Source organism: Paenarthrobacter sp. Y-19 (genome assembly GCF_029223985.1).
Taxonomy (GTDB): Bacteria; Actinomycetota; Actinomycetes; order Actinomycetales; family Micrococcaceae; genus Arthrobacter; species Arthrobacter nicotinovorans.
Genome location: NZ_CP119414.1, coordinates 783,875 through 805,896, shown reverse-complemented (window position 1 = coordinate 805,896; position 22,022 = coordinate 783,875). Strand labels below are relative to the sequence as shown.

The 22,022-nt window shown below is 64.0% G+C and carries 21 protein-coding genes; 8 read left to right on the top strand and 13 right to left on the bottom strand.

Annotated elements, in window-relative coordinates; translation table 11 throughout:
• Positions 1-6 precede the first annotated feature (6 nt).
• Positions 7-1,467 carry an MFS transporter gene (locus PYR64_RS03790; protein WP_275778443.1) on the bottom strand — a complete coding sequence of 487 codons (1,461 nt, stop codon included), beginning with the start codon at positions 1,465-1,467 and terminating at the stop codon, positions 7-9.
• A 136-nt stretch (positions 1,468-1,603) separates the two neighbouring features.
• On the opposite strand from PYR64_RS03790, the gene PYR64_RS03785 reads away from it, so the two are divergent.
• Positions 1,604-2,377 (top strand): GntR family transcriptional regulator, encoded by a 774-nt coding sequence (locus PYR64_RS03785; protein ID WP_055974472.1) that lies wholly within the window; start codon positions 1,604-1,606, stop codon positions 2,375-2,377.
• Positions 2,378-2,410: 33 nt separating this feature from the next.
• Complete coding sequence (locus PYR64_RS03780; RefSeq protein ID WP_275778441.1) at positions 2,411-3,319, top strand: ribokinase; 909 nt, start codon at positions 2,411-2,413, stop codon at positions 3,317-3,319.
• On the opposite strand, the gene PYR64_RS03775 is transcribed toward PYR64_RS03780, so the two are convergent.
• Together PYR64_RS03775 and PYR64_RS03770 are read right to left on the bottom strand one after the other, a co-directional pair.
• Positions 3,265-4,326, bottom strand: coding sequence for an SDR family oxidoreductase (locus PYR64_RS03775; RefSeq protein WP_275778439.1), 1,062 nt, complete (start codon positions 4,324-4,326; stop codon positions 3,265-3,267). The two genes, PYR64_RS03780 and PYR64_RS03775, sit on opposite strands and share 55 nt — an antisense overlap.
• The gene (locus PYR64_RS03770) at positions 4,323-4,925 is read right to left on the bottom strand and encodes a TetR/AcrR family transcriptional regulator (RefSeq protein WP_055974467.1); all 603 of its coding nucleotides are present in this window, start codon (positions 4,923-4,925) and stop codon (positions 4,323-4,325) included. Before PYR64_RS03770 ends, PYR64_RS03775 begins: the two co-directional genes overlap by 4 nt.
• Before the next feature lie 78 nt (positions 4,926-5,003).
• Here PYR64_RS03770 and PYR64_RS03765 point away from each other — a divergent pair, with 78 nt between their 5' ends.
• On the top strand, positions 5,004-5,270 hold the full coding sequence (locus PYR64_RS03765) for a type II toxin-antitoxin system prevent-host-death family antitoxin (protein WP_039240147.1): 267 nt from the start codon (positions 5,004-5,006) through the stop codon (positions 5,268-5,270).
• On the top strand, positions 5,267-5,659 hold the full coding sequence (locus tag PYR64_RS03760) for a type II toxin-antitoxin system VapC family toxin (RefSeq protein WP_018777139.1): 393 nt from the start codon (positions 5,267-5,269) through the stop codon (positions 5,657-5,659). The genes PYR64_RS03765 and PYR64_RS03760 overlap by 4 nt, the downstream gene beginning before the upstream one ends.
• A 6-nt stretch (positions 5,660-5,665) precedes the next feature.
• Here PYR64_RS03760 and PYR64_RS03755 read toward each other — a convergent pair whose 3' ends face one another.
• The 3 genes from PYR64_RS03755 to PYR64_RS03745 form a co-directional block, all read right to left on the bottom strand.
• Entirely contained in the window at positions 5,666-5,950 is a 285-nt protein-coding gene (locus tag PYR64_RS03755; protein WP_055974464.1) for an acylphosphatase, read from the bottom strand.
• Positions 5,951-6,042: 92 nt separating this feature from the next.
• Positions 6,043-6,951 carry a glycosidase gene (locus PYR64_RS03750; protein ID WP_039240145.1) on the bottom strand — a complete coding sequence of 303 codons (909 nt, stop codon included), beginning with the start codon at positions 6,949-6,951 and terminating at the stop codon, positions 6,043-6,045.
• Positions 6,952-7,096: 145 nt separating this feature from the next.
• Positions 7,097-8,128 (bottom strand): adenosine deaminase, encoded by a 1,032-nt coding sequence (locus tag PYR64_RS03745; RefSeq protein WP_064722035.1) that lies wholly within the window; start codon positions 8,126-8,128, stop codon positions 7,097-7,099.
• Between the two features lie 83 nt (positions 8,129-8,211).
• On the opposite strand from PYR64_RS03745, the gene PYR64_RS03740 reads away from it, so the two are divergent.
• Genes PYR64_RS03740 through PYR64_RS03730 form a run of 3 tightly spaced genes read left to right on the top strand, consistent with a single transcriptional unit; the run spans position 8,212 to position 10,565 of the window.
• On the top strand, positions 8,212-9,126 hold the full coding sequence (locus tag PYR64_RS03740) for an MSMEG_6728 family protein (RefSeq protein WP_275778434.1): 915 nt from the start codon (positions 8,212-8,214) through the stop codon (positions 9,124-9,126).
• 30 nt (positions 9,127-9,156) lie between these two features.
• Entirely contained in the window at positions 9,157-9,549 is a 393-nt protein-coding gene (locus PYR64_RS03735; protein ID WP_018777134.1) for a DUF1622 domain-containing protein, read from the top strand.
• The gene (locus tag PYR64_RS03730) at positions 9,546-10,565 is read left to right on the top strand and encodes an alpha/beta hydrolase (protein ID WP_275778431.1); all 1,020 of its coding nucleotides are present in this window, start codon (positions 9,546-9,548) and stop codon (positions 10,563-10,565) included. Before PYR64_RS03735 ends, PYR64_RS03730 begins: the two co-directional genes overlap by 4 nt.
• 111 nt (positions 10,566-10,676) lie before the next feature.
• Here PYR64_RS03730 and PYR64_RS03725 read toward each other — a convergent pair whose 3' ends face one another.
• The 3 genes from PYR64_RS03725 to PYR64_RS03715 form a co-directional block, all read right to left on the bottom strand.
• Positions 10,677-13,115, bottom strand: a complete 2,439-nt coding sequence (locus PYR64_RS03725) for a Tex family protein (RefSeq protein WP_275778429.1) — start codon at positions 13,113-13,115, stop codon at positions 10,677-10,679.
• A gap of 99 nt (positions 13,116-13,214) precedes the next feature.
• Complete coding sequence (locus PYR64_RS03720) at positions 13,215-13,649, bottom strand: CBS domain-containing protein (protein ID WP_018777131.1); 435 nt, start codon at positions 13,647-13,649, stop codon at positions 13,215-13,217.
• Positions 13,650-13,750: 101 nt separating this feature from the next.
• Entirely contained in the window at positions 13,751-14,206 is a 456-nt protein-coding gene (locus tag PYR64_RS03715; RefSeq protein WP_026267077.1) for a nucleoside deaminase, read from the bottom strand.
• Between the two features lie 109 nt (positions 14,207-14,315).
• On the opposite strand from PYR64_RS03715, the gene PYR64_RS03710 reads away from it, so the two are divergent.
• Positions 14,316-17,939 (top strand): bifunctional RecB family nuclease/DEAD/DEAH box helicase, encoded by a 3,624-nt coding sequence (locus PYR64_RS03710; protein ID WP_275778427.1) that lies wholly within the window; start codon positions 14,316-14,318, stop codon positions 17,937-17,939.
• On the opposite strand, the gene PYR64_RS03705 is transcribed toward PYR64_RS03710, so the two are convergent.
• The 4 genes from PYR64_RS03705 to PYR64_RS03690 all read right to left on the bottom strand — a co-directional run bounded on the left by PYR64_RS03705 (position 17,926) and on the right by PYR64_RS03690 (position 22,021).
• Positions 17,926-18,735 (bottom strand): triose-phosphate isomerase family protein, encoded by an 810-nt coding sequence (locus tag PYR64_RS03705; RefSeq protein WP_275778425.1) that lies wholly within the window; start codon positions 18,733-18,735, stop codon positions 17,926-17,928. The genes PYR64_RS03710 and PYR64_RS03705 overlap by 14 nt on opposite strands.
• Before the next feature lie 2 nt (positions 18,736-18,737).
• Positions 18,738-20,087, bottom strand: a complete 1,350-nt coding sequence (locus PYR64_RS03700; protein WP_018777127.1) for an MFS transporter — start codon at positions 20,085-20,087, stop codon at positions 18,738-18,740.
• Between the two features lie 155 nt (positions 20,088-20,242).
• Complete coding sequence (locus PYR64_RS03695; protein WP_018777125.1) at positions 20,243-21,007, bottom strand: SDR family oxidoreductase; 765 nt, start codon at positions 21,005-21,007, stop codon at positions 20,243-20,245.
• A 15-nt stretch (positions 21,008-21,022) separates the two neighbouring features.
• Positions 21,023-22,021: a 3-hydroxyacyl-CoA dehydrogenase family protein gene (locus tag PYR64_RS03690; protein WP_018777124.1), complete on the bottom strand. Its 999-nt coding sequence runs from the start codon at positions 22,019-22,021 to the stop codon at positions 21,023-21,025.
• Position 22,022 lies beyond the last annotated feature (1 nt).

Genomic DNA, 22,022 nt, shown 5'->3' with positions numbered 1-22,022 from the left:
CGCGCGTTAGATCTTTTCGCCCTTCGGCGCGGCGATGAACAGGCTGACAATGAACGCCAGGGCGGTGATCGATACCGAAATCCAGAGGGCAGCAGAGTACCCGGCGGCGGTGCCTTGGCCTGCGAACGGCGCAACAACCACGACGCCGAGGCTCGCCCCGATCCCGAAGGAGGCGCCGTTGATGCCCGGCAGAGCTGCGGGTGCTTCCTTGGGCGAGAGCAGGACGGACAGGCCGTTGATGGCAGTGAGGAAGAATCCGTTGTAGAAAATGCCCAACGCGGCGATGGCGATGAGGACCGCGATCTGGTTGTGGGCGAACAGGGCGGCGATGATCGCGCAGGCGAGGCTGGTTGCGGTGCCTACACGGACGGTCTTGATCCAACCGCGGCGGTCGGCGATCCAGCCGGCCAGCGGAGCGGCGAACACGCCAATCAGTGCTGCAGGGGTGAGGAACAGCAGGGCTGCCACCGACGCGGACAGTCCGAAGCCGTTGTCCTTGTCCTGGCTGAGCAATACCACGGTGAAGTTGATGATGGCGAAGATGCCCGCAAGTGTCAGCACGGTGGTGGCGATGACAGGCCACACCTGGCGGGAACGGAGGTGGTGGACTGCAACCAACGGGGTTTCGCGCTTTTTCTCGATGAGCCAGAAGGCCGTGAACGATGCAATACTGCCGGCCAGCAGTCCGAGGGCCGCCGGTGAAGTCCAGCCGGCAGAGGAACCCGTGGACACGAAGTAGGTGATGAACACCAGGAACACGGACAGGGAACCCGCTCCCCACCAGTCCATCCGGCCCGGAGCCACGCTGGACCTACCGCCCGCGACTACCTTGATGACACAGACGACGGCGATGGCTGCCAGCACCAGCACGGCGACGAAGATCGACTGGAAGCCCAGGGTCTCGGCCATGAGCCCGCCGAAGTAGCCGTCCACGCCACCAACTCCACCGTTGATGGCGGCAATGATCCCAATGGAGGTGCCGAAGAGCCGGGCGGGCAGGTACTCGTTCAGGACGATGTAGGAGAGGGCGAAGATCGCGCTGGAGACGCCCTGCATGAAGCGGCCCGTCACCAGCAGCGGCAAGGTCGGGGCGAAGATGCACAACACGGTTCCGGCGCCCATGATGGCCAGCACCAGCAGCAATGCGTTGCGGCGGCCTATGAAGTCGCTCCACCGGCCAATCACAGGACCGGAGATGGCGCCGGCGAGGAAGAACATGGATTGAACCTGTGCGACGGCTTCCGGGGTCTCGCCGAAGAAGGAGCCGATATGCGGCAGTGCGGGGGTGATCATGCTGGCGTTGAGTTGGAACGCCAGGACGGCCAGGACCAGCGTGGTGATCAGCAGTGCGGCAGCTTTGCCGTGCACCCTGCCTTCATCGGGGGCGTCAAGATCGCCGGCCGAGGTCTGCGGGTCTACGGCCTGCGGATCTGCAGCCTGCTGGCCTGTGGCGGTGGGGATGTTCACATCAAACTCCTTTGTCCAGGGGCGCGGGGCGGCGCCACAAGATGTGAGTTGTTATACAAGCATGTATTACGAGCTTGTGCAACCTGTCACACTCATCCGGTACAGTGTCGGTAACCCATTCCAAGTGAGGCCTTCCTTGACCGACAAAGCCGTCCAGTTCCTGTCCCGTCCCATAGCTACCCAGCCCGGGCAGCCCCTTCGTGTTGCCGCGTACTCGCGCATCGCAGAGGCGATCCGGACAAAGATCCTGCCGCCGGGTTCGCTGCTCCCCACCGAGACCGAGTTGGGCACCATGATGGATGTCAGCCGCACCGTGATCCGGGAAGCGTTGATGTTGCTGGAAGAAGACGGCCTCACCCGGGCACGCCGTGGAGTCGGACGGTTCGTGGCTGATTCACTGCCCAGGATCGGCATTGAACACATCCGCCCGTTCGATCAACTCCTTGGCGGGCCGGACCAGGACATCCAGGTCAAGCGCGTGGCAGCCATCAAACAACCGGCGTCGGAGTTCGTTGCGCCGGGTATCGGAGTGGAGCCTGATGAGGACGTCTGGTTCTGGGAGAGCGTACTCATCCGCAACGGCGAGCCCGTGGCCCACCTCCAGGAAAACGTCGCACAGAGAATTCCCGAAGCCGACCAGCTCGCCGAGGCCGCAGAGGCGCCCACGCTTTCCGCGTCCACACTCCTGGAGGTGCTCAGCGGACTACCCGGCGCTTCCCTGGGACCCGGCGAATGCGAGATCAGCCTCAGCACGGCCGGGCCAAGCCGTGCAAAGCTGCTGGGACTGCGCCCCTCTGATCCGGTGCTGGTCCTCACCCAGTACGTGCGCCGGAACGGCGCCCCGTTCTACCTCGCAAAATGCCTCGTAGCCGCGAAAGCCGGCCACCTCTCCGTCATCCAGTCCTCCTGACATTCAGCTGATTTCTTCCAAAAAGGACCTTCCATGAGCACTCCCCTGCACTCTTCCGCGCCCATTTCCAGCTCCTCGCTCACGGTGGTGGGCAGCATCAACCTCGACATCACGGCAACGGCCAGCCGGCTGCCCTCCCCCGGTGAAACCGTCGGCGGAGCAGTCCTCCGCCAGCAGCCCGGTGGGAAGGGCGCCAACCAGGCCGTCGCCGCGGCCCGGCTTTCCGGCCGCTCCCGCATGGTGGGGGCCGTTGGCCAGGACGACGCCGGCCGGACACTTCTGGACGCAATGGCCGGTGCCGGCGTCGACATCCACAGCGTTGCCCGCGTGGAAGCGGCGACGGGAACTGCCTTGGTGCTGGTGGACAGCGACGGCGAAAACCAAATTGTGGTGTGCCCCGGCGCCAACGGCTCAGTGGCCTTGGACGGGGTGTCATTCGGCGAAGAAGAAGCCCTGCTGTGCCAGCTCGAAGTGGACCAGGACGTGGTTCTGGAAGCTGCCCGCCGCGCACCGGGATTCTTCGCACTCAACGCCGCACCGGCAGCGCCGATCCTGCCGGAACTCCTGGAGCGCTGCGATCTGGTGATCGTGAACGAAACCGAATACGAGCTGATCCCCGCCCTCAAGAATGCGCCGCTGGTCGCGGTGACCTACGGCGGCGAGGGCTCGGCAATCTTCGTCGACGGCGAACGCGTCGCCGAGGCTCCGGCGGTAAAAGTCACGGACATCGCCAACACCATCGGCGCGGGCGACGCCTTTTGCGCAGCCCTGGTCCTGGCCCTGCAATCCGGCTTGGACCACAGCCATGCCTTGGCCGTAGCCAACGCCGTGGGCGCTGACGCCGTCCGCGATGCCTCGTCCCAGCCCGCCTTGCAGTCCCTGGAACACTACATTGAGGCGACGCGCTTGCCTGATGCAGCGGGTTCCGCCGCCACCAAGTAATCCGCCCACCGCTTCAGGGCAGTCTCCACAGGCGGATGATGCAATCCGTGTGCCTCAGCCAAGGCGAGCGCTGCCGCGGTGGGATACCGCTCTTCCGAGAGGAACGACAACGTCTCCGGATCCGCGCCGGTGAGTTTGGGCGGGAGCCTCTTCAGAAGAGCACTGGGGATTCTCAACCACGGGACCCTGACCTTCAGGTGCTTGCCGAGCATACGCAACAGTTCCGGCAACGGCGGCGTGGCGTCGTCGAGCACCCAGTACGAGGAGTTTTCCGCCTCGGATGTGACGGGGACCAGCGCCATGAATGACGCCAGGTAGTCCACAGTCACCACGGGGACGAACGTGCGGTTGTTCCCGGGCAGTGCGGGCAGCTTTCCACGGGAGAGGTCCATGACGCTCGCCGCGAGGCCCAGGCCCTGCCGCGACTCGCCGTTGACGGAATCTCCGATCACGGAGGCCGGATTGACCACGGTGAAAGGGACGCCCAGGGAACGCGCTGTCGCTTGCACCACGGCGTCGGACTCCACCTTGGAGCCTTCATAGGCGCCCAGGTGTTTGTATTCCCTGGCGCGGCGCGAGTCGTCCCACGGCACCTCGTTCGGGTCTTGGCCGCCCACCCGGTAGCCGGACAGATGGACCAGCCTGGTCAGTGCCGGCAGCTGCGAGGCGAAACGAACCACGCGTTCTGCGCTGGTCACGTTCGCGGAGTAGGCACCATCGGCCGTCATGCCAAACGCGAACGCACCGGCGACATTGTGGACTTCAGTCACGGTCCGGAATTCGTCCGACCCAGGATCAACACCCAAGCCGGCGTCGTTAAAGTTCACGAGCACGTGCTTTGCGGTGCCGTCGGCATCGTGACGCGCGAGCCAGTCCGCCAGCCGGTGGAAGGAATCTTCGCTGCGCACCGCGGCTGTGACGGTCACCCCCTGGTGCAGGAGTTCCCGCACCAGCCACTGCCCGATGTGGCCCGTGGCTCCGAACACCAAGGCATGGCGGAGGCTCATGCGCCTGCTCCGGCCTGGGTTGCTGCCAGCAATGTCTTGAGCGTCCCGGCGGCTGCGTCCATTGGCTGGGTGGACTTGTGAGCGCGGGACAGGATGAGCGAGCCCTCCACCAGGCAAATGATCGATGTCGCCAGGCTATGGGCGTTTCCCTCTTCCACCCCGAACGTGGACAAGTAGCCGGATACGGCCTGGATCCATCCGTCGTAGACGCGGCTGCACGCCTCCCTCAGCGGCTCATTCTCCGATGCCGCGTCCAAGGCGACGGAGGAAACAGGACAACCTGCCTGATAATCGCTGGTTTCCAGGATGTTTTTGAGTTCGGCAATGAGTGCATCCACTACCGCCGCAGGTGAGGTAGCCGTCGTCGTGGCCTTGCCAATCAGTTCTCCGAAGTGATCGCCGGCCAGCGCCACGGCGGCAACACCGAGCCCCGTCTTTCCTTCGGGGAAATGGAAATAGAGCGAGCCTTTGGGAGCACCGGACCGGGCCAGGACAGTGTTGAGTCCGGTTCCGTGATAGCCGTGAAGTTGGACCAGATCAAGCATGGACTCGACCAAACGCTGCCGGGTTGCGAGTCCCTTGGGGTATGAAGAAGACATATCTAGATAATAGACCAGTCTATATATTATTTCCACAAACAGCCGGGTTAGGTGCTACAGTTGCTACGGAGGATCATCATGACAACTATTCCCCACCGGGAACTGCGCAACCAGAGCAGCAAGATTCTGGAACGCGTCAAGAATGGCGAAGTCATCGACGTCACCAATAACGGCCAGGTCGCGGCCACCCTCATTCCGCCATCCGCTTCGCCCTTTGAACGATTACTCCAAGCAGGAAGCATCCGGCCTGCGATCGAGTCACCCGTGGACTTCCGCCTTGTGGCGCGTGTCAGCAGCGATATGACCACGGCCGACATCCTGGCTGACCTCCGCGGGGACCGGTGATCGTTTACGCGGACACCTCCGCGATTCTTAAGCTTGTTGTGGATGAGCAGGAATCTGAAGCTCTGGCCGCGCATCTCCAGGGAGTCCGGTTAGCTGGAGGTCACTTGGTGGCTTCCATGCTCCTCTACACCGAGCTTCACTGCGCTGCACGCCGACGCAGCCTTCCCTTTGACCAAGTCAACGACGTCCTTGCCGGCCTCAACCTTGTTGATGTCACCCGTTCGGATCTAATGTATGCCTCAGCGCTGCCCAGGCAACTTCGGAGCGCAGACGCCATTCACTTGGCAACCGCCATCCGGCTTCAAGTGGACTCCGTGGTGGCCTATGACCAGGAACTGTGCTTGGCCGCGAAGGAATCCGGGCTCACGACCACGTCGCCCGGAACCTAGCCAGGCCTACCCCACGATCCGGAAGTCGTCGAACTCCCCTGTACCGTCGGAGAGTTCGAAAGCCACCTTCTCAACGTGGCCCGGCGCCTGCGTGGACTGGAGCCACTTCACGAGGCGGTCAACGTCGGCTGCCGAACCCTCGGCAAGCAACCGGACGGAACCGTCGTGATCATTACGGACCGTCCCTGTCAACAGGAGTTCGTCGGCCTTCCGGGCAGTCCAGTAACGGAAGCCCACCCCCTGGACGACGCCGGTGATGCGGGCTGTGAGCCGAACGGTCCCGTCAGTCATGGCTCCACTTTAACCAGATCCGCCCTTGTCCGGCCCGTTCACCGTATAAGGGCGTGCGGGCCTGACAAGGGCGGGATCCGGCAGCAAACAAGCTAGCCGATCACGATGTCGCGCGTTTCGTGGCTGTAGGTGATGGTGACCGTGCCGCCGTCGTGGTTCAACTCGTGGTTGGCGCCGTCACGGACGCCGAACGCACCGTAGTTCTCGTCCCACGAGCGGTTCAAGGCCACTTTGTAGGTGTAGAAACCAGCGGGCAGTTCAGCCGTCAGCGTCCATACCTGGACCAACGGGTTGAACGTCATCTGGGCTTCGTCATACTGCGGCGCCCAATCCTCGGGGGCACCAAGGATCTTGTTGAAGTCCCCGGCAATCGCGACGGCGTCCGGCTGCGGCAACGTCTCGACGGCGGTGGCCGCCTTGCCCTTGGCCGGCGCCTTGCGCGTGGTGGCCTTCTTTGCCGCAGGTGCGGCTTTCGCCGCGGCAGCTTTAGTGGCAGTGGCCTTCGGGGCCGACACCCTGGCGGCGGCAACCTTCGGCTCGGCCACGTCGGTGGCCGCTTCCTTGGGTGCGGTCACTTTCTTCGCAGCAGCACGCTTGGTCGCCGCTGCTTTCTTCGCCTGGGGCTTCACCGGCGGCGCGGTGGGAACCGGGACGTCGGCTGGTACCGGCGTTCCGGCGTCGAGCGCTGCTGCAAAAGCTGCAACGTCGCCGAACGCGACCGTCGCACGCAAGCCGTCCTCGGGAATGGTCCAGCCCGAACGTCCCTTGACCAGCCAGCCGGCCTTGACCAACTTGGCCGAGGCGGAGGTGAGCGTCTTGTGGCCGCGCGGAATTCCGCCACTGAGCAGTTCGGCCTCGTGGTCGTTGAAAGGAACGCGCGCAGTCGCTTCGGCCAGCACTTCGCCGGCGTTCAGCGTTGCCCCGGACCATACGCCCTCTGCGAGGATGTCCAGGACGGCCTTCAGACGAAGGTTGGTGTTCTCGGCGGTGTTCGCGCCCATGCTTCTCCTTCTACGGTGGTTATTCCCTTGCAGTTTGCCAATGAATTGTTAATTCCCGCGACTGCAGTTGGTAAACACCGTGTGTCGTGACTGAGTGTGACATCACAATCGCCGCAAGTGATCCACGGGTCTCGGCTGGAGCGGTTCAGGCCCGCGTCACCGATGATTTGACCCACTCTGTGACCTCGTCCAGGAGCTCTGTTTTGCGCGCCTCGCTGGCGAAGGATGACCGGATGGAATTGGCAGCCAAGGTAGCCTGCTCGGGCACCGAGAACTTCAGGACCTCAACCAGCTTTCCGAAGTTATCGTCCACGTACCCGCCAAAGTAGGCGGGGTCGTCCGAGTTGACGCAGACGTTCAGGCCGATCGCCAGCATTTCGGGAAGCGGGTGGTCCTCCAGCTTGTCCACGGCGCGAAGCCGGACATTGGACAGGGGGCAGACCGTCAGGGGCACCTGCTCGGCCACCAACCGCTGCACCACGTCGGTGTCTTCCATGCACCGGATGCCGTGATCGATCCGCTCAACATGCAACACGTCCAGCGCCTCCGTGATGTAGGAGGCGGGGCCTTCCTCGCCGGCGTGGGCGATCCTTCGCAGTCCGGCCTCGCCTGCGCGCTGGTACAGGCGTTCAAATTTCGACGGCGGATTGCCCACCTCGGCCGAGTCCAGGCCGATGCCCGCAATGGGAGCATGCATGGCAAGGAGCTGGTCCAGCACTTCCAGCGCGGATTCCTCGGACATATCCCGCAGGAAGGCGGCAATGAGGAGGGTGGAGACACCAAAGTCCTCTTCCGATGTTGCCAGGGCCTTGGCCACGCCGTTGACGCAGGTCTCCAAGGCCACACCGCGTGAGATGTGGGCCTGGGGGTCCATCATGATTTCCGCGTGCCGTACTCCTCCGGCGGCGGCGCGCTCCAGGTAGGCGCGGGTCATGTCCGTGAAATCCTGTTCGGTCTGCAGGACGGCCATGTTGGCGTAATAGAGGTCCAGGAAGGACTGCAGGTCGGAGAATTCATACTTCCCGCGGAGTTCTTCGATGTCTTCATAGGGCAGTTCAATGCCATTGCGTTCGGCCAGGGCAAAGATCAGCTCTGGCTGGAGGGTCCCTTCGATGTGCAGGTGCAGTTCGGCAACCGGAGGTGCCGGGGTGGTTGTTTTCTCGCCAATAGTTTCCACCCTGCAACTCTAGGCCCGAACACGGGCACGTGTCCCGGAGCACTCAACTTGGTTCTCACGCCCGGCACCCTCAAACTGAAAGGATGCAGACTTTCCTCCCTTTCGCCGATTTCCGTCAGAGCGCTGCGGCACTCGACACGTCAAGGCTCGGCAAACAGCGCGTCGAAGCACTCCAGGTCCTCCGCGCGTTGGTGATCCCGGAGTACGGTTGGCAGTCCCACCCGGCGGTCCGCATGTGGATGGGCCACGTCCCGGCGCTCACCATGTATGGCCTGGCCATGGCCGACGAATGGATGGAACGCGGCCACCCGGACAACACCCGCACCAACATCGCGGAGTTCGCACCGCAGGCCGCCCACCCGGACTACGCGTCCAGGATCATCATGCCGCCGTGGCTGGGACACGAGGACCTGCACCTCAGCCACCGTTCAAAACTGATCAGCAAGGACCCCAAGCACTACACACAGATCTTCCCGGGTACCGAGGAAAAGCTGGAATACGTGTGGCCGGAGCCCAAGCATGAGTTCCACCCGGAAGATCCCGAAGAGGACAGCCTGTGGATCCTGCGCTCCAACGTTGAGGACCTTCGTCCCGAAGAGCTCACCACCGTCAGCATGCCTCCGCATGGCAAGGCCCGTTCCGCGGCGCCGGCGGACCCAGACGAGTACCAGTTCGTCTATGCCGAGGAAAAGTCGCGGCGGCAAGTGAAGGGCCCCAAAAAGCGCCCGGTGAAGCAGCTTGAGAAGAAGCCCACGCGCAAGCGCCAGGCCCAGGAGCAGGCCTTCAACACCCTGCCCGGCAAGACCGAACTGGCCGTCCCGTTCGACGGCGGCCAGACCTTCGCCGTCGGCCTTATCCATGGGCGCCCCATCACCGTGAACGGCCGCTTCGCACGCAACTTCGAGGTCACCAACGTGATCAAACGCTCCGACTTCGACTACCCGGCGCTGTTGCAGGATCCCCGGGGGTTCTTCCCGGTCCCCGCACCCGCGCAGTAGAAGCACGTTTCCACCAACGCAGGGAGGGCCATGGATTTCCAGCACATCATCGAGGCCGTTGGCAGGTACATGGATGCTGCGGGGGTGGCCGTCATGGTGGTTGGAGCTTTGGTTTCCATCCCCATGGCCCTGCGCGGCTACCAGCCGGAACGGGCCAGGGGCTTGGCGCCATTCACCCCGTACCGGGCCTACCGGCAGTTGCTGGGCCGCTCCATCCTGTTGGGCCTTGAGCTCTTGGTGGCGGCGGACATCATCCGTACCGTCGCGGTGACGCCAACTTTCGAGAGTGTCGGCGTCCTGGCGATCATCGTGCTCATCCGGACCTTCCTCAGCTTTTCGCTCGAGCTGGAAATAACCGGCCGCTGGCCGTGGCAGAAGGAAAAAAGCCCGGACGCCACCGAGCCGCTACGATCGGATGCATGACGCAGCCGTGGGGACCGGACATTCTTGGCGAAGGCTTTGAACAGCAAACGCTGAAGCTCGACGGCGACGCTGTCGCCACCTTGGTGTGTTACGTCGGATCCGGTCCGCAATGGCTCGATACTCCGGAGGGCGTTGGCCTCGACGCAGACGTCCTCTACGTTCATGGCTGGTCCGACTACTTCTTCCAACGCCACCTTGCCGAATTCTGGCACCGGGCCGGGGCGCGCTTCTACGCCCTGGACCTGCATAACTACGGCCGCAGCCTGCGGCCCGGACTGGTACCGGGGTTCGTCACCAACCTCACGGATTACGACGCCGACATCGCGGCCGCCTTGGACGCCATGGGGCGTTCAGGTGTGCCGGGTGAAGACCGTCCACTCATCCTGCTGGGACACTCCACCGGCGGGCTGACACTAAGCCTCTGGGCGCACCGCCATCCCGGTATGGCCTCGGCACTGGTCCTCAACAGCCCGTGGCTGGAGTTCCAGGCCACCGAACTTGGCCGCCGCGCAATTGCGCCGCTTGTGGGTCTGCATGCCCGGCTCCACCCGCTGGCGCCGCTGCCGCCCGTGGATCCGGGAATTTACACCCGTGCAGTCTCAGCAGCCCTCGACGGCGAATGGGACTACAACCTCGACTGGCGCCCCGACCGGGGATTCCCCATCACGCCGGCATTCCTGGACGCTGTGTTCCGCGGCCAGGCAACAGTCGCCGCAGGTCTGGGCATCGACACACCCGTGCTCGTGTTGCTCTCCGACAAGAGCTACCTGCAACCGAAGTGGTCCGCCGATGCGCTCACTGCGGACGTGGCACTGAACGTGGACGCCGTGGCCCACCGTGCCCTGTCCCTGGCGGACACAGTCACAGTGAGCCGGCTGTCGAACGCCTTCCACGACATCTTCCTCTCCCCGGAACCCATCCGCAGGGAAGCGTTTGAGCGCATCGGCCGCTGGCTGCCCATGGCCCTGCAACCGGCCGACGCCATGGAGTGGGAAGCCAGGACAGCGGGCTTGTAGCCCTCGCCCGGTCCCGCCGTTGTTGGCCCGCTGCAGTGGGCCTTGCAGCCCGTAGCAGCACGGGAGGGTACGCAAACGAGGGCAGCCCGCGGGGATCCGTAGGCGGCAGGCCTACTTGCCAAGCCCCGCCCGGCGCAAGGCCTCAGCCATGGCGGTGTTGGCCGGAGCTGCTTGGGTCTGCTGGGGTTTGCCCTGACGCGGGTTGCGTTGTTGCGGGCTGCCCTGGCCTTGCCGCTGGCCCGGCTGACCGCCGCGCTGACCCGACTGGCCGCCGCCCCGCTGGCCCGGCTGACCGCCCGAGTCGCGCCCTCCTGCTGCACGCCCACCCGAGGTGCGGCCACCCGCAGAGCCGGGTTCGTCGTCGAGCCTGAGCGTCAGGGAAATGCGCTTGCGCTCCGGGTCGGCCTCCAGCACCTTGACGCGGACCACTTGGCCGGACTTCACGATTTCGCGCGGATCAGAGACGAACTTGTTGGACAGGGCCGAGACGTGCACCAGACCGTCCTGGTGCACCCCGACATCCACAAAAGCGCCGAACGCGGCAACGTTGGTGACCGTACCTTCCAGGATCATGCCCGGCTTGAGGTCGGAGATCTTCTCGATGCCCTCGGAGAACGACGCCGCCTTGAACGCCGGACGAGGGTCGCGGCCGGGCTTCTCAAGTTCGGACATGATGTCCTTGACCGTCGGCAGGCCGAAGGTACCGTCAACGAACTCCTGCGGATCCAGCGCCGTGGCGGGACCCCCGCCCGCTGCCACCAGGATCTTGCGGGCCACGGAATACGCTTCGGGGTGCACGCTGGAGGCATCCAGAGGCTCCGCTCCCCCGGTGATGCGGAGGAAGCCGGCGCACTGTTCGAACGCCTTGGCCCCCAATCGGGGAACCTTCTTGAGGTCGCTGCGCTTGGCGAACGGACCGTTCTCGTTCCGGTAGGCCACGATGTTTTCGCTCAGCAGCGGCCCGACGCCGGCCACGCGGCTCAGCAACGCAGGCGAGGCGGTGTTCACATCCACGCCCACGGCGTTCACGCAGTCCTCCACCACCGCATCCAAGGACCGGTCCAGCTTCGCGGCAGTGACATCGTGCTGGTACTGGCCCACGCCGATGGACTTTGGCTCGATCTTCACCAGTTCCGCCAAGGGGTCCTGGAGGCGCCGTGCGATGGATACGGCGCCACGCAGCGAAACGTCCATCCCGGGAAGTTCCGAAGCCGCTAAGGCAGATGCTGAATAGACAGAAGCTCCGGCCTCGGAGACAACAAGCTTCTGGATCCCCTTGGAGCCGGCAGCTTCAAGGGACTTGATCAGCTCGGTGGCAAGCTTATCCGTCTCACGGGATGCCGTTCCGTTGCCGATCGCCACGAGTTCCACGTTGTGCTGCTTGGCGAGCCGGCCCAGCGTTGCCAAAGCTTCGTCCCATTTCCTGGCGGGAGCGTGGGGGTAGATCGTGTCCGTTGTGACCACCTTGCCGGTGCCGTCCACCACAGCCACTTTCACACCCGTCCGCAGACCCGGGTCCAGTCCCAGGGTGGCCCGGTTGCCTGCCGGGGCGGCGAGCAGGACGTCGCGAAGGTTGGCCGCGAAGACGCGCACAGCCTCGTCCTCTGCGTCAGCGAACATGCGGCCGCGAAGATCCGTGGTGAGGCGGTCCAGGATCCTGCCACGCCAGGCGAGCTGAGCCGTCTGCATCAGCCAAGCATCGGCGGGACGGCCCTGGTTGGCGACGCCGAGGCACTTGGCCACAGCGTTCTCGTACTTGCCGCGGGCGGCGGCCAGGGCGTCGTCGTCGGCCGGGTCTGCTTCGGCGAGATCCAGCTCAAGGACGCCGTCCTTCTCGCCTCGCAGCAGGGCAAGCACGCGGTGCGACGGCATCCCGGACGGCACCTGCGTGAACTCGAAATAGTCCTTGAACTTCTGGCCCTCGGCCTCCATGCCCTTCTTGACGCGGGACACCATGCGGCCTTGCTTCCACAGGCGTTCCCGGAGGTCCTCGGCGAGGTCCGGGTCCTGCCCGACGCGCTCCACCAAAATGGCACGGGCACCGGCGAGCGCCGTGGCGGCGTCCTCGATGAAGTGCTCGCTGTTCAAGTACTTGGCGGCTTCGGCGGCGGGGTCCAGCTGCGGGTTGGCGAGAAGGACGTCAGCCAACGGCTCAAGACCGGCTTCGCGGGCGATCTGCGCTTTGGTGCGCCGCTTGGATTTGAAGGGAAGGTAGATGTCTTCGAGCCGGGCTTTGGTATCGGCCCCGACGACGGCGGCCTCCAGTTCCGGGGTCAGCTTGCCTTGCGAGGCAATCGCCTCGAGGACGGCCTTGCGGCGTTCTTCCAGCTCACGAAGGTATCTGAGGCGCTCTTCTAGGTCACGCAGCTGGGTGTCATCGAGCGTCCCGGTGACTTCCTTGCGGTAGCGGGCGATGAAGGGGACGGTGGATCCGGCGTCGAGCAGTTCCACCGCGGCCTTGACTTGCCAGGCTTTGACGCCGAGTTCTTCTGCGATTTGTGCGTGGATGGCGGAGTCGGCTGACTGGTGTTGGAGATTTGAAGTCACCATGACAGTTTGCCTCACGAGGGCTTGCCTGTGGGAACGGGCCGCGAGGCGTTCCCGTGGCGGGAGTGCCTCGCGGCAGCTGGCCTTGCCCTCCGGCGTGGTTTAGTGCGCCATGTGCTCCTTGGCGGAGATGTGCTCCACCATTTCGCCGAGGCGCTGCTCGGCGTAGTGGTTGCGGGCAATGTCACCCTGGCTGATGATGCCCACCAGTTTGTGGTCGCTGATGACGGGCAGGCGGCGCACCTGGTGCTCCTCCATCATGGCCACGGCGTCGTCAACGCTGGCATCGGCGTCCACCCAGTAGGGCTTGCCGCCGGCGAGCTCGCTGGCTAGGACTTGCCGGGCGTCCTTGCCCTCGGCCAAACACTTGACCACGATGTCGCGGTCCGTGATGAAGCCGGTGAGCTTGCCGTCATTGCCGCAGATGGGAAGCGAACCGCAGTCCAGGTCCCTCATCAGCACGGCGGCTTCCTGGAGAGTCTTGTCCTCGGCGATGCACTGGGCATTCGTCGTCATGAATTCACGCACGGCACTCATGGGTCCTCCTTCATCGATTGGGATTATCGACGCGGGGCCCTTCGGCTCCAACGCCGATGATGCCAGACTACGCCCGCCAAGTAGCCGTGACCAGAAGGATTTCAGTCCTCCGCGATGTCCTCGGCCCAGAGTTCCGGATGCTCATCCTGGAAGGTGCGCATCATGTCCACGCAGCGTTGGTCATCCAGCACAATGACCTCCACGCCGCGTGAGCGCAGGAGTTCGAATTCGCCCGGAAACGTCTCGGCCTCCCCCACCACCACGCGCGGAATCTTGAACTGGATGATGGTCCCGGTGCACATCGCGCACGGGGCAAGGGTGGTGTACAGGGTGGTGTCGCGGTAACTCTTTTGCCGGCCGGCCGCACGCAGTGCCGACATTTCCCCATGCGCAATGGGGTCGCCGTGCTGGACGCGCTCGTTATGCCCGCTTGCTATGACTTCTCCGGCCCTCGCCAAGGCGGCTCCGATGGGGATTCCGCCCTCGTTGAGGCTCTTCTGCGCGGCTTGGTAGGCGGCTTCGAACGCGGGATCTGCTGTGGGCATTGTTTCGGTCATGGGTGCAGTCTAAATCGGAGGGAGGCTACATTGCCGGGCCATATTGTCGGGGCCCGCTGATAGCTTGGCTTGCAAGGGTATTCACACCAAGGAAGGCAGGTGGCCCGCGGTGTTCTTTCTCGATCCGGAGCCGGCAGGCGCCCCGCAGGATCTGGTCTTCTCGGCCAGCGATCTGGTGATCGCGGCTACCTGCGAGTACCAATTGCTCCGCAAGCTCGACGAAAAACTGGGCCGCACTCCGAAGCCGGATTTCCCGGCCGATGCCATGCTGGAACGCACTGCGGCACTCGGCGACGTCCACGAACACCGGGTTCTGGAGGAATTCGTGGACCGGTTCGGCCAGTGGGACCCGGCCTCGCGAACCGGGGTTTACGACGTCGTTCCCGCCACTGCGATGGACCGCGGCACGCTGAGGGCCAAGCATGCGGAATCCCTCGATGCCTTGCGTGCCGGTGCGGATGTCGTTTTCCAGGCCGCCTTCTTTGATGGCACGTTCCACGGTCGATCCGACTTCCTGGTCAAGCGGCCAGGCGGTCAGTATGCAGTGTTCGACACCAAGCTGGCGCGCCACGCCAAAGTCACAGCCCTCCTGCAGCTGGCCGCCTATGGGGACCAACTCATTCAGGCCGGCATCACACCGGACCCCCAGGTCACCCTGGTGCTGGGCAACCGGGTCCAGAGCGATCATCCGCTTTCCCAAATTTTGCCCATGTTCAAGGAACGCCTCGAACGGTTCCTCGGAATGACCGCTGCGCACCGTTCAGGCAGCGAACCGGTTGCCTGGGGCGACCCCCGGTACTCTGCGTGTGGCCGCTGCGACTACTGCGCGGAGCAGGTCCAGCTGCACCGGGATCTGCTCATGGTCGCGGGCATGCGTATCAGCAGACGCAAGAAGTTGATCGAGGACGGCGTCACCACCATCGACCAGCTGGCCGCCCTGCCGGCCACGGGCGATCCCACGCTGCTGCGGTTCCGGGAACAGGCGAGGCTCCAAACGGGAACCGGGACCCCGGACGGCACTGTGGAGTACACGGACGCGTCCGGAAAAGCCAAAGCAATCAGTTACAACGTGCTGGCTGACAACACGCTGGGACGCCTCCCGACGCCGGACCCCGGGGACATCTTCTTCGATTTCGAAGGCGACCCCCTGTGGCAGGATCCAGCTACCGGAAAATGGGGCCTGGAATACCTGTTCGGTGTCGTGGAGAACCCTGTTGAGCCCGGCGCATCTCCGGTGTTCCGTCCCTTCTGGGCGCACTCCCGGACGGAGGAAGGCCAGGCGTTCGTGGACTTCCTGGAATACGTCGCCAAGCGCCGCGCACAATATCCGGGCATGCATATCTACCACTACGCTGCTTATGAAAAAACTGCACTGCGTAATCTTTCCTTGACACATGTGGTGGGTGAAACCGCCGTCGACGACCTCCTGCGCGAAGGCGTCCTCGTGGACCTTTACGACACCGTCCGGCACAGTATCCGGATTTCCTCGAACTCCTACAGCATCAAGAAACTTGAGCCCTTGTACATGGGCCAGCACCTCCGCTCCGGTGACGTGACCGACGCTGGCGCGTCCGTGGTGGCCTATGCGGATTTCTGTACGGCCCGGGACACCGGACAGGCTGCCGTAGCCGCTGAGATCCTGGAAGGTATCCGGGACTACAACGAGTACGACTGCCTCTCCACGCTGGAACTGCGCAACTGGTTGCTTGCGCGGGCGGCGGAACGCTCCATCATTCCCGGATCGTTCCGCGACGAGACCGGTGACACGCAGCCAGGGAACCCGAAAGACCGGGACGCGAACAAGTACGAGGCCGCGCCCGAAGAGACGGCACTGTTCGACTACCTCGCCGGGCTCCCGGAGGCCGAACGAGCCACTCCGGATGCCCTGGCCATCCGCATTGTCGCAGCGGGTGTCGGCTACCACCGGCGTGAGGACAAGCAGCATTGGTGGGGCCACTTCGATCGTCTTGAGAAACCCATCTCCCAATGGGACGACGCCCGTGACTTGTTCATCGTGGACCATGCCGAGTTGCTGCAGGACTGGGCCAGGCCAACGCCCCGCAGCAACCCGGTCCGGATCGTCAAACTGCTTGGACGTTCCGGTGACGGTGCGGGGTTGGATCCGGGCAAGAGCTACTTCAGGATGTACGGCCCCCCGCTGCCGGAGGCCCTGTCAGCGAAGGAATCATCAGTTCTTGGCCGCGCCGGCTGGAGCAACACGAAGGTCACCGAAGTGGGCGAAGACGGGGACTTCGAGTCAGTCATCATCGCCGAAAGCCTCCGCAAGGACTCCACGGAGTTCACGCAACTGCCCATGGCTTTGACCCCTGACAGCCCCATTCCGACGAACGGTCAGAGGGCAGCGCTGGCAGCTTTGGCCACCAAGCTCCGGGACGGGTTGCCCGCATGGCCCAAGGACGCGGCGCTGGATCTGGTCCGCCGACAACCACCCAGGCTGCGCAGCCTCGACGCACTGCCCGCTGTTGGGTCCGGGCCCGACGGATACATTGACGCAATTACCGCCGCAGTGAAGGACCTTGACCATTCCTACCTGGCTGTCCAGGGCCCTCCGGGGAGTGGAAAAACCTACGTTGGCGCGCACGTCTTGGCCCGGCTCGTGGCCGAGGGCTGGAAGGTCGGCGTCGTGGCACAATCACACGCCGTCGTCGAACACATGCTGTGTGCCGCCGTCGAGAAGGCCGGGGTGGACCCGATGCGGGTGGCCAAAGAGGTCAAACACAACGACCCCGTGCCGTGGAACGGGTGCGGGAAGGCCGACGTGGCGGAGGCGTTGTCCATGCCCGGCGGTGCTCTGATCGGCGGCACAGCCTGGGCCATGGTGGGCAAGGAGGTCCCTGCGGGAGCCCTGGACCTGCTGGTCATCGACGAAGCAGGCCAGTTCTCCCTGGCCAATACCATGGCCGTCAGCCGGGCAACCAAGCGGCTCCTCCTGCTGGGTGATCCCCAGCAGCTCCCGCAGGTCACACAGGGGACGCACCCTGAGCCCGTTGACGAGTCAGCACTGGGCTGGTTATCCGACGGATACAACACACTGCCGGCTGAGCTTGGCTACTTCCTGGCGCTGTCATGGCGCATGCATCCGGATCTGTGCAGTGCCGTGTCCGAGCTCTCGTACGACTCCCGGCTGGAAGCGGCACCCGCAGCCTCAGAGCGCTGGCTGGAAGGTGCCGGCCCGGGAATTTCGACCGTCTACGTCCACCACACCGGGAACTCGACATCCTCAGCCGAGGAAGCGGCGGAAGTCCTCCGGCAAGTGCAGGCCCACCTCGGCCTGACATGGCACGACCCCTCCCAATCCCCGAAGGGCCCATCCCCGGAGGGCCGTGCTTTGGAGGGCCGTGCCCTGGACGAGAGCGACATCCTGGTGGTCGCGCCCTACAACGCGCAGGTACAGCTCATCAAGCATGAACTCCACGCTGCCGGCCTGAACAAGGTCCGGGTAGGGACAGTGGACAAGTTCCAAGGCCAGGAAGCTCCCGTGGTCATCGTGTCCATGGCTGCATCCGCCGCCGGAGAAGTCCCTCGCGGCATGGAGTTCCTGCTCTCACGCAACCGGATCAACGTGGCGGTCTCCCGCGGACAGTGGCGGGCCGTCGTCGTGCGTTCTCCCGAACTGACCAACTACCTGCCGACACATCCGGAAGGACTGGAAAACCTGGGCGGCTTCGTGGCCCTCTGCCAGCGGAGTTTTTGTACACTTACTGCCCTTTAGAGGGCGACTTAAGGGCGTCTGCTGTACAAAAACTCAGGGCCTCATCCAGGACACGGCCAAAGTTCGCTGCGTCGTGCGCGAAGCGGCCAAGGAAGAGGCCGGAAACACCCGTAAGTCGGGGCAGGAGGCCGGGTTTCGCCGAGCCCCCGTAGATCACGGGAAGGCCCGCCAAAGCATGCTGCGCCAAAGCCTCCCGCAAGGCGCCGACCACCTGGGAAACGTATTCGGCCGAGGCCGGTTCGGGAGCGCCAATGGCCCACACCGGCTCATACGCAATCACGAGCCGGGCAGCCACGGCCCAGTCGCCGGACACGGCCGCCTTGATCTGGTGGAAGACAATCTCTGCTGCGGCCTCCGGCGCGCAGGCCTCGGTCTCGCCAACGCACAAGAGCGGAATAAGGCCGGACCCGACGGCGGCGCCCACCTTCAGTGCCACCATGGCATCGTCTTCGGCAAAGTGCCGGCGGCGTTCGGCGTGCCCGATTTCCACCAGGCCAACACCAAGCTCAGCGAGCATCGACGGCGCTACCTCACCAGTCCAGGGCCCGTCGGACCAACCACAGTTCTGCGCGCCGAGGACCAGCGGCGAGTCAGCCACCAGCGCAGCCGCTGCAGGGAGGACCGGGAACGAGGGGATGACAAACGGGACGACCCGCCCGGCCGCGAGGGCCGGACGGGCGTCCACTTCTGCCACCAACTGCTCCAGCCACGCGAGGCTGCGGGCGTACCCCATGTACATCTTGGTACTGACTCCGATGTACAGGGTGTCCGGAGAGGTCACGGCTTTTCTCATCATTACTACTTGTCCAGCAGCTCGTCGGCCTTGTTGGAGAAGACACGGGTGCCGAACATCATCACCGCGGCCAGGAAGGGCAGGACCCCAAGGGCGTAAACACCCATGGTCCCCGTGTCCGAGGCCGTCATCTGGTTGACTGAGGTGCGCAGGATCGGTGCGACGAAACCGCCCAGGTTACCCAGGGAGTTGATGAGGCCGATGCCTGCAGCTGCAGCCGTTCCGGTGAGGAACGCCGTCGGGTATGACCATGCGATCGGACCGATCGCCAGGAAGCTGCACACCGCCAGGGTGATAAAGATGATGCCGAGGACCGGCTGGTGGTTGGCGCCGGCCCAGGCGGAACCGAAGATGCACAGACCTGTGGAGACGAACAAAGCCGTGCCCCAGCGGCGCCGGCGGAGGACCGTGTTGGCTGCCTTCCCGATGAAGAAGCAGGCAAAGATGCCAAAGAACCATGGGATGGCGGTCAGCAGTCCGACGGCGAGCCCAACCTTTTGTCCTGTCAGCTGGGACACCTGTTGGGGAAGGTAGAACGTGACACCGTACACCGCGATCTGCAGGCAGAAGTAGATGACGGTGAAGTACCAGACCTTGCCATTCTTCATCGAAGCCATGACACCGCGGGGGCCGGATTCTTCCTTCACGGTGTCTTCCAGCGCCATGACATCGGTCAGGGCCACCTTTTCTTCCTTGCTCAGGAACTTGGCATCCTGGGGGCTGTTGATGAGGAAGAAGAAGGCAGCAATACCTGCCAGGACAGCGAGCATGCCTTCGACGAAGAACATCACCTGCCACCCGGCAACCCCCGGAACCTGGTCACCAATGTTGATGAGCCAGCCCGAGAGCGGGGCGCCGATCATCTGCGAGAACGGCTGGGCAAGGTAGAAGATGGCGAACATCTTCACACGGACCTTGTTGGGGAACCATGCGGCGAGGAACATGATGACGCCGGGGAACAGCCCGGCTTCAGTCACGCCCAGCAGGAACCGGAGGATGATGAACGAGGTTTCACCCTGCACGAACGCGAAGCAAGCGGACACTATGCCCCACGTGACCGCAATGCGTGCAAGCCACATTTTCGCGCCGAACTTGGTCAGCAGCAGGTTGCTGGGGATTTCAAACAGGGCGTAGCCGATGAAGAAAATACCGGCACCCAGGGCGTAGGCCCCGGCGGTGATGCCCTTGTCCACACCGAGTGCCGCTTCGGCGAAGCCCACGTTGGTGCGGTCAAGGAAAGCTACTACGTACAGGATGACCAACATGGGCATCAGCCGGAATGAAGCCTTGGATATGGCCGATTTCAGGACCGGCGAATCCAGCAATTCCTTGGTGGAACTCGAGGCAACAGACATCGAAACTCCTCTTTGAGTAGTCAATTGGGGGGGAGATAACCTCAGTGCGCTATCAGCGCGGGAAGAAAATGAGCACCAGGCCCACGACGCAGACGACGACGCCCACGGCAAGGTAGATCTTTCTTTCTCGGGTCCAGGTCTTCATCGGCGAAGGCCTAGTGCATGTACAGTCCGCCATCCACATTCAGCGTCTGGCCGGAGATGTATCCGGAGTCCTCGCTGATGAGGAAGGCGATGGCGGCGGCGATGTCACGGGTGGAGCCCACGCGGTTCACCACGAGGTCCTTGGTGAGTTCATCTTTGCGCTCCTGGCTCAACGTGCCACCCATGATGTCGGTGTCGATGGGCCCGGGTGAGATGGCGTTCACGGTGATGTCGTATTCCCCCAGCTCGCGTGCGGTAGCACGGGTCAGTCCGATAACGCCCGCCTTGGCCACGGAGTACGGGGTCTTGGAGAACGTGCCGCCGCCACGCTGGGCTGAAACCGATGAAATGTTGACGATTCGTCCGATGCGGTTCTTCACCATGGACTCGGCAACGCGGCGGGTGGCGTAGTGGACGCCGTTGAGGTTGATGTTCAGCACGCGGTCCCACTCGGCCGGCTCGAGTTCGAGGTAGCCGATGGGCGAGCTGACGCCGGCAACGTTGGCCAGTGCCACGATCTGGGGCAGTTCAGCCTCAAGCTCGTCAATGGCTGCACGTACTTCGGATTCGCTGGCAACGTTGGCGCCTACGCCGTGGGCCTGGACACCGTATTCGGCGGCGATCTCCTTGGCGGCAGCCTTGCAGGCAGCGTCATCGAGGTCGATGATGCCGATGTTCCAGCCCTGCGCGGCGAGGTAGTTGACGGTGGCGCGGCCGATGCCGCGCTCGGAAACAGCACCCGTGACGATTGCGGTGCGTTCTGCGGGGAAAGTCATGTGGTTTCTCCTGGATTAGTTGATCGGGGCCGGGCCAAGCTCTTCAATGAGCTTCTGCATGGCGACGTAGGCCTTGTTGCGGTAGGCGATCAGTTCCGGGGTGCGTTCTGCCGGAACATTGAGGAAGCCCGCACCGGTCTTGGTGCCGAGCTTGCCGGCCTCCACCAAGTCGGAGAGGATCTTCGGCGTCGCGAAGCGCTCCGGGAATCCGGTCTGCAGCGACTTGTAGCAGAAGTTGTAGACATCCAAGCCGGCCATGTCCGCAATGGCGAACGGACCGAAGAAGGGCAAACGGAAGCCGAACGTCGTACGCACCAGCGTGTCGACGTCGTCGGCTGTTGCGATGCCCTGCTCCACCAGCTGTGCCGCCTCGTGGAACAGCGCGTACTGCAGGCGGTTGAGGACAAAGCCAGTGACGTCCTTCACGACGGCGGTCTGCTTGCCGGCCGCGTGGACGAGGTCACGCGAAGCGGACACCGTTGCCGCGGAAGTACCTGCGTGGGGAATAACCTCCACGCCGGGAATGAACGGTGACGGGTTGGAGAAGTGGACGCCCAGGAAACGCTCCGGGTTGGTCACGGCCTCGGCCAGCGCCGCAATGGAAATCGTGGAGGTGTTGGAGCCGATCACCGCATCCGGACGGGCCGCGGCGCTGATCCGTGCGAGCGTCTGGTGCTTGATCTCCAGCACCTCGGGGACGCATTCTTCGATGAAGTCGGCGTCGGCAACAGCCTCCTCGATGTCCTTGGCAGCCCACAAGTTCTGCTTGAGGATCTCCGTGGAGCCTTCAGGGAAAAGGCCGTCCGCGATGAACTGCTCGGACTCCACCAGGAGGCGGTCGTAGTTCTTCTGCGCAACTTCGGCGGACACGTCAGCCAGCGCAACGCGTGCTCCACCGAGTGCCAGGACCTGCGCGATTCCGCCGCCCATGTAGCCGGAGCCAACGACGGCGATCTTCCGGGCTGCGTTGTTCACAGCGGCTTCAGTGGTTTGAGTGCCTTCGGAAACGGTCATG

Excerpts from the sequence above, each read along its gene's own strand:
- PYR64_RS03780 (WP_275778441.1), top strand. The coding sequence starts at position 2,411 with ATGAGCACTCCCCTGCACTCTTCCGCGCCCATTTCCAGCTCCTCGCTC.
- PYR64_RS03775 (WP_275778439.1), bottom strand. The coding sequence starts at position 4,326 with ATGAGCCTCCGCCATGCCTTGGTGTTCGGAGCCACGGGCCACATCGGG.
- PYR64_RS03770 (WP_055974467.1), bottom strand. The coding sequence starts at position 4,925 with ATGTCTTCTTCATACCCCAAGGGACTCGCAACCCGGCAGCGTTTGGTC.
- PYR64_RS03765 (WP_039240147.1), top strand. The coding sequence starts at position 5,004 with ATGACAACTATTCCCCACCGGGAACTGCGCAACCAGAGCAGCAAGATT.
- PYR64_RS03755 (WP_055974464.1), bottom strand. The coding sequence starts at position 5,950 with ATGACTGACGGGACCGTTCGGCTCACAGCCCGCATCACCGGCGTCGTC.
- PYR64_RS03750 (WP_039240145.1), bottom strand. The coding sequence starts at position 6,951 with ATGGGCGCGAACACCGCCGAGAACACCAACCTTCGTCTGAAGGCCGTC.
- PYR64_RS03740 (WP_275778434.1), top strand. The coding sequence starts at position 8,212 with ATGCAGACTTTCCTCCCTTTCGCCGATTTCCGTCAGAGCGCTGCGGCA.
- PYR64_RS03735 (WP_018777134.1), top strand. The coding sequence starts at position 9,157 with ATGGATTTCCAGCACATCATCGAGGCCGTTGGCAGGTACATGGATGCT.
- PYR64_RS03730 (WP_275778431.1), top strand. The coding sequence starts at position 9,546 with ATGACGCAGCCGTGGGGACCGGACATTCTTGGCGAAGGCTTTGAACAG.
- PYR64_RS03725 (WP_275778429.1), bottom strand. The coding sequence starts at position 13,115 with ATGGTGACTTCAAATCTCCAACACCAGTCAGCCGACTCCGCCATCCAC.
- PYR64_RS03720 (WP_018777131.1), bottom strand. The coding sequence starts at position 13,649 with ATGAGTGCCGTGCGTGAATTCATGACGACGAATGCCCAGTGCATCGCC.
- PYR64_RS03715 (WP_026267077.1), bottom strand. The coding sequence starts at position 14,206 with ATGACCGAAACAATGCCCACAGCAGATCCCGCGTTCGAAGCCGCCTAC.
- PYR64_RS03705 (WP_275778425.1), bottom strand. The coding sequence starts at position 18,735 with ATGATGAGAAAAGCCGTGACCTCTCCGGACACCCTGTACATCGGAGTC.
- PYR64_RS03700 (WP_018777127.1), bottom strand. The coding sequence starts at position 20,087 with ATGTCTGTTGCCTCGAGTTCCACCAAGGAATTGCTGGATTCGCCGGTC.
- PYR64_RS03695 (WP_018777125.1), bottom strand. The coding sequence starts at position 21,007 with ATGACTTTCCCCGCAGAACGCACCGCAATCGTCACGGGTGCTGTTTCC.
- PYR64_RS03690 (WP_018777124.1), bottom strand. The coding sequence starts at position 22,021 with ATGACCGTTTCCGAAGGCACTCAAACCACTGAAGCCGCTGTGAACAAC.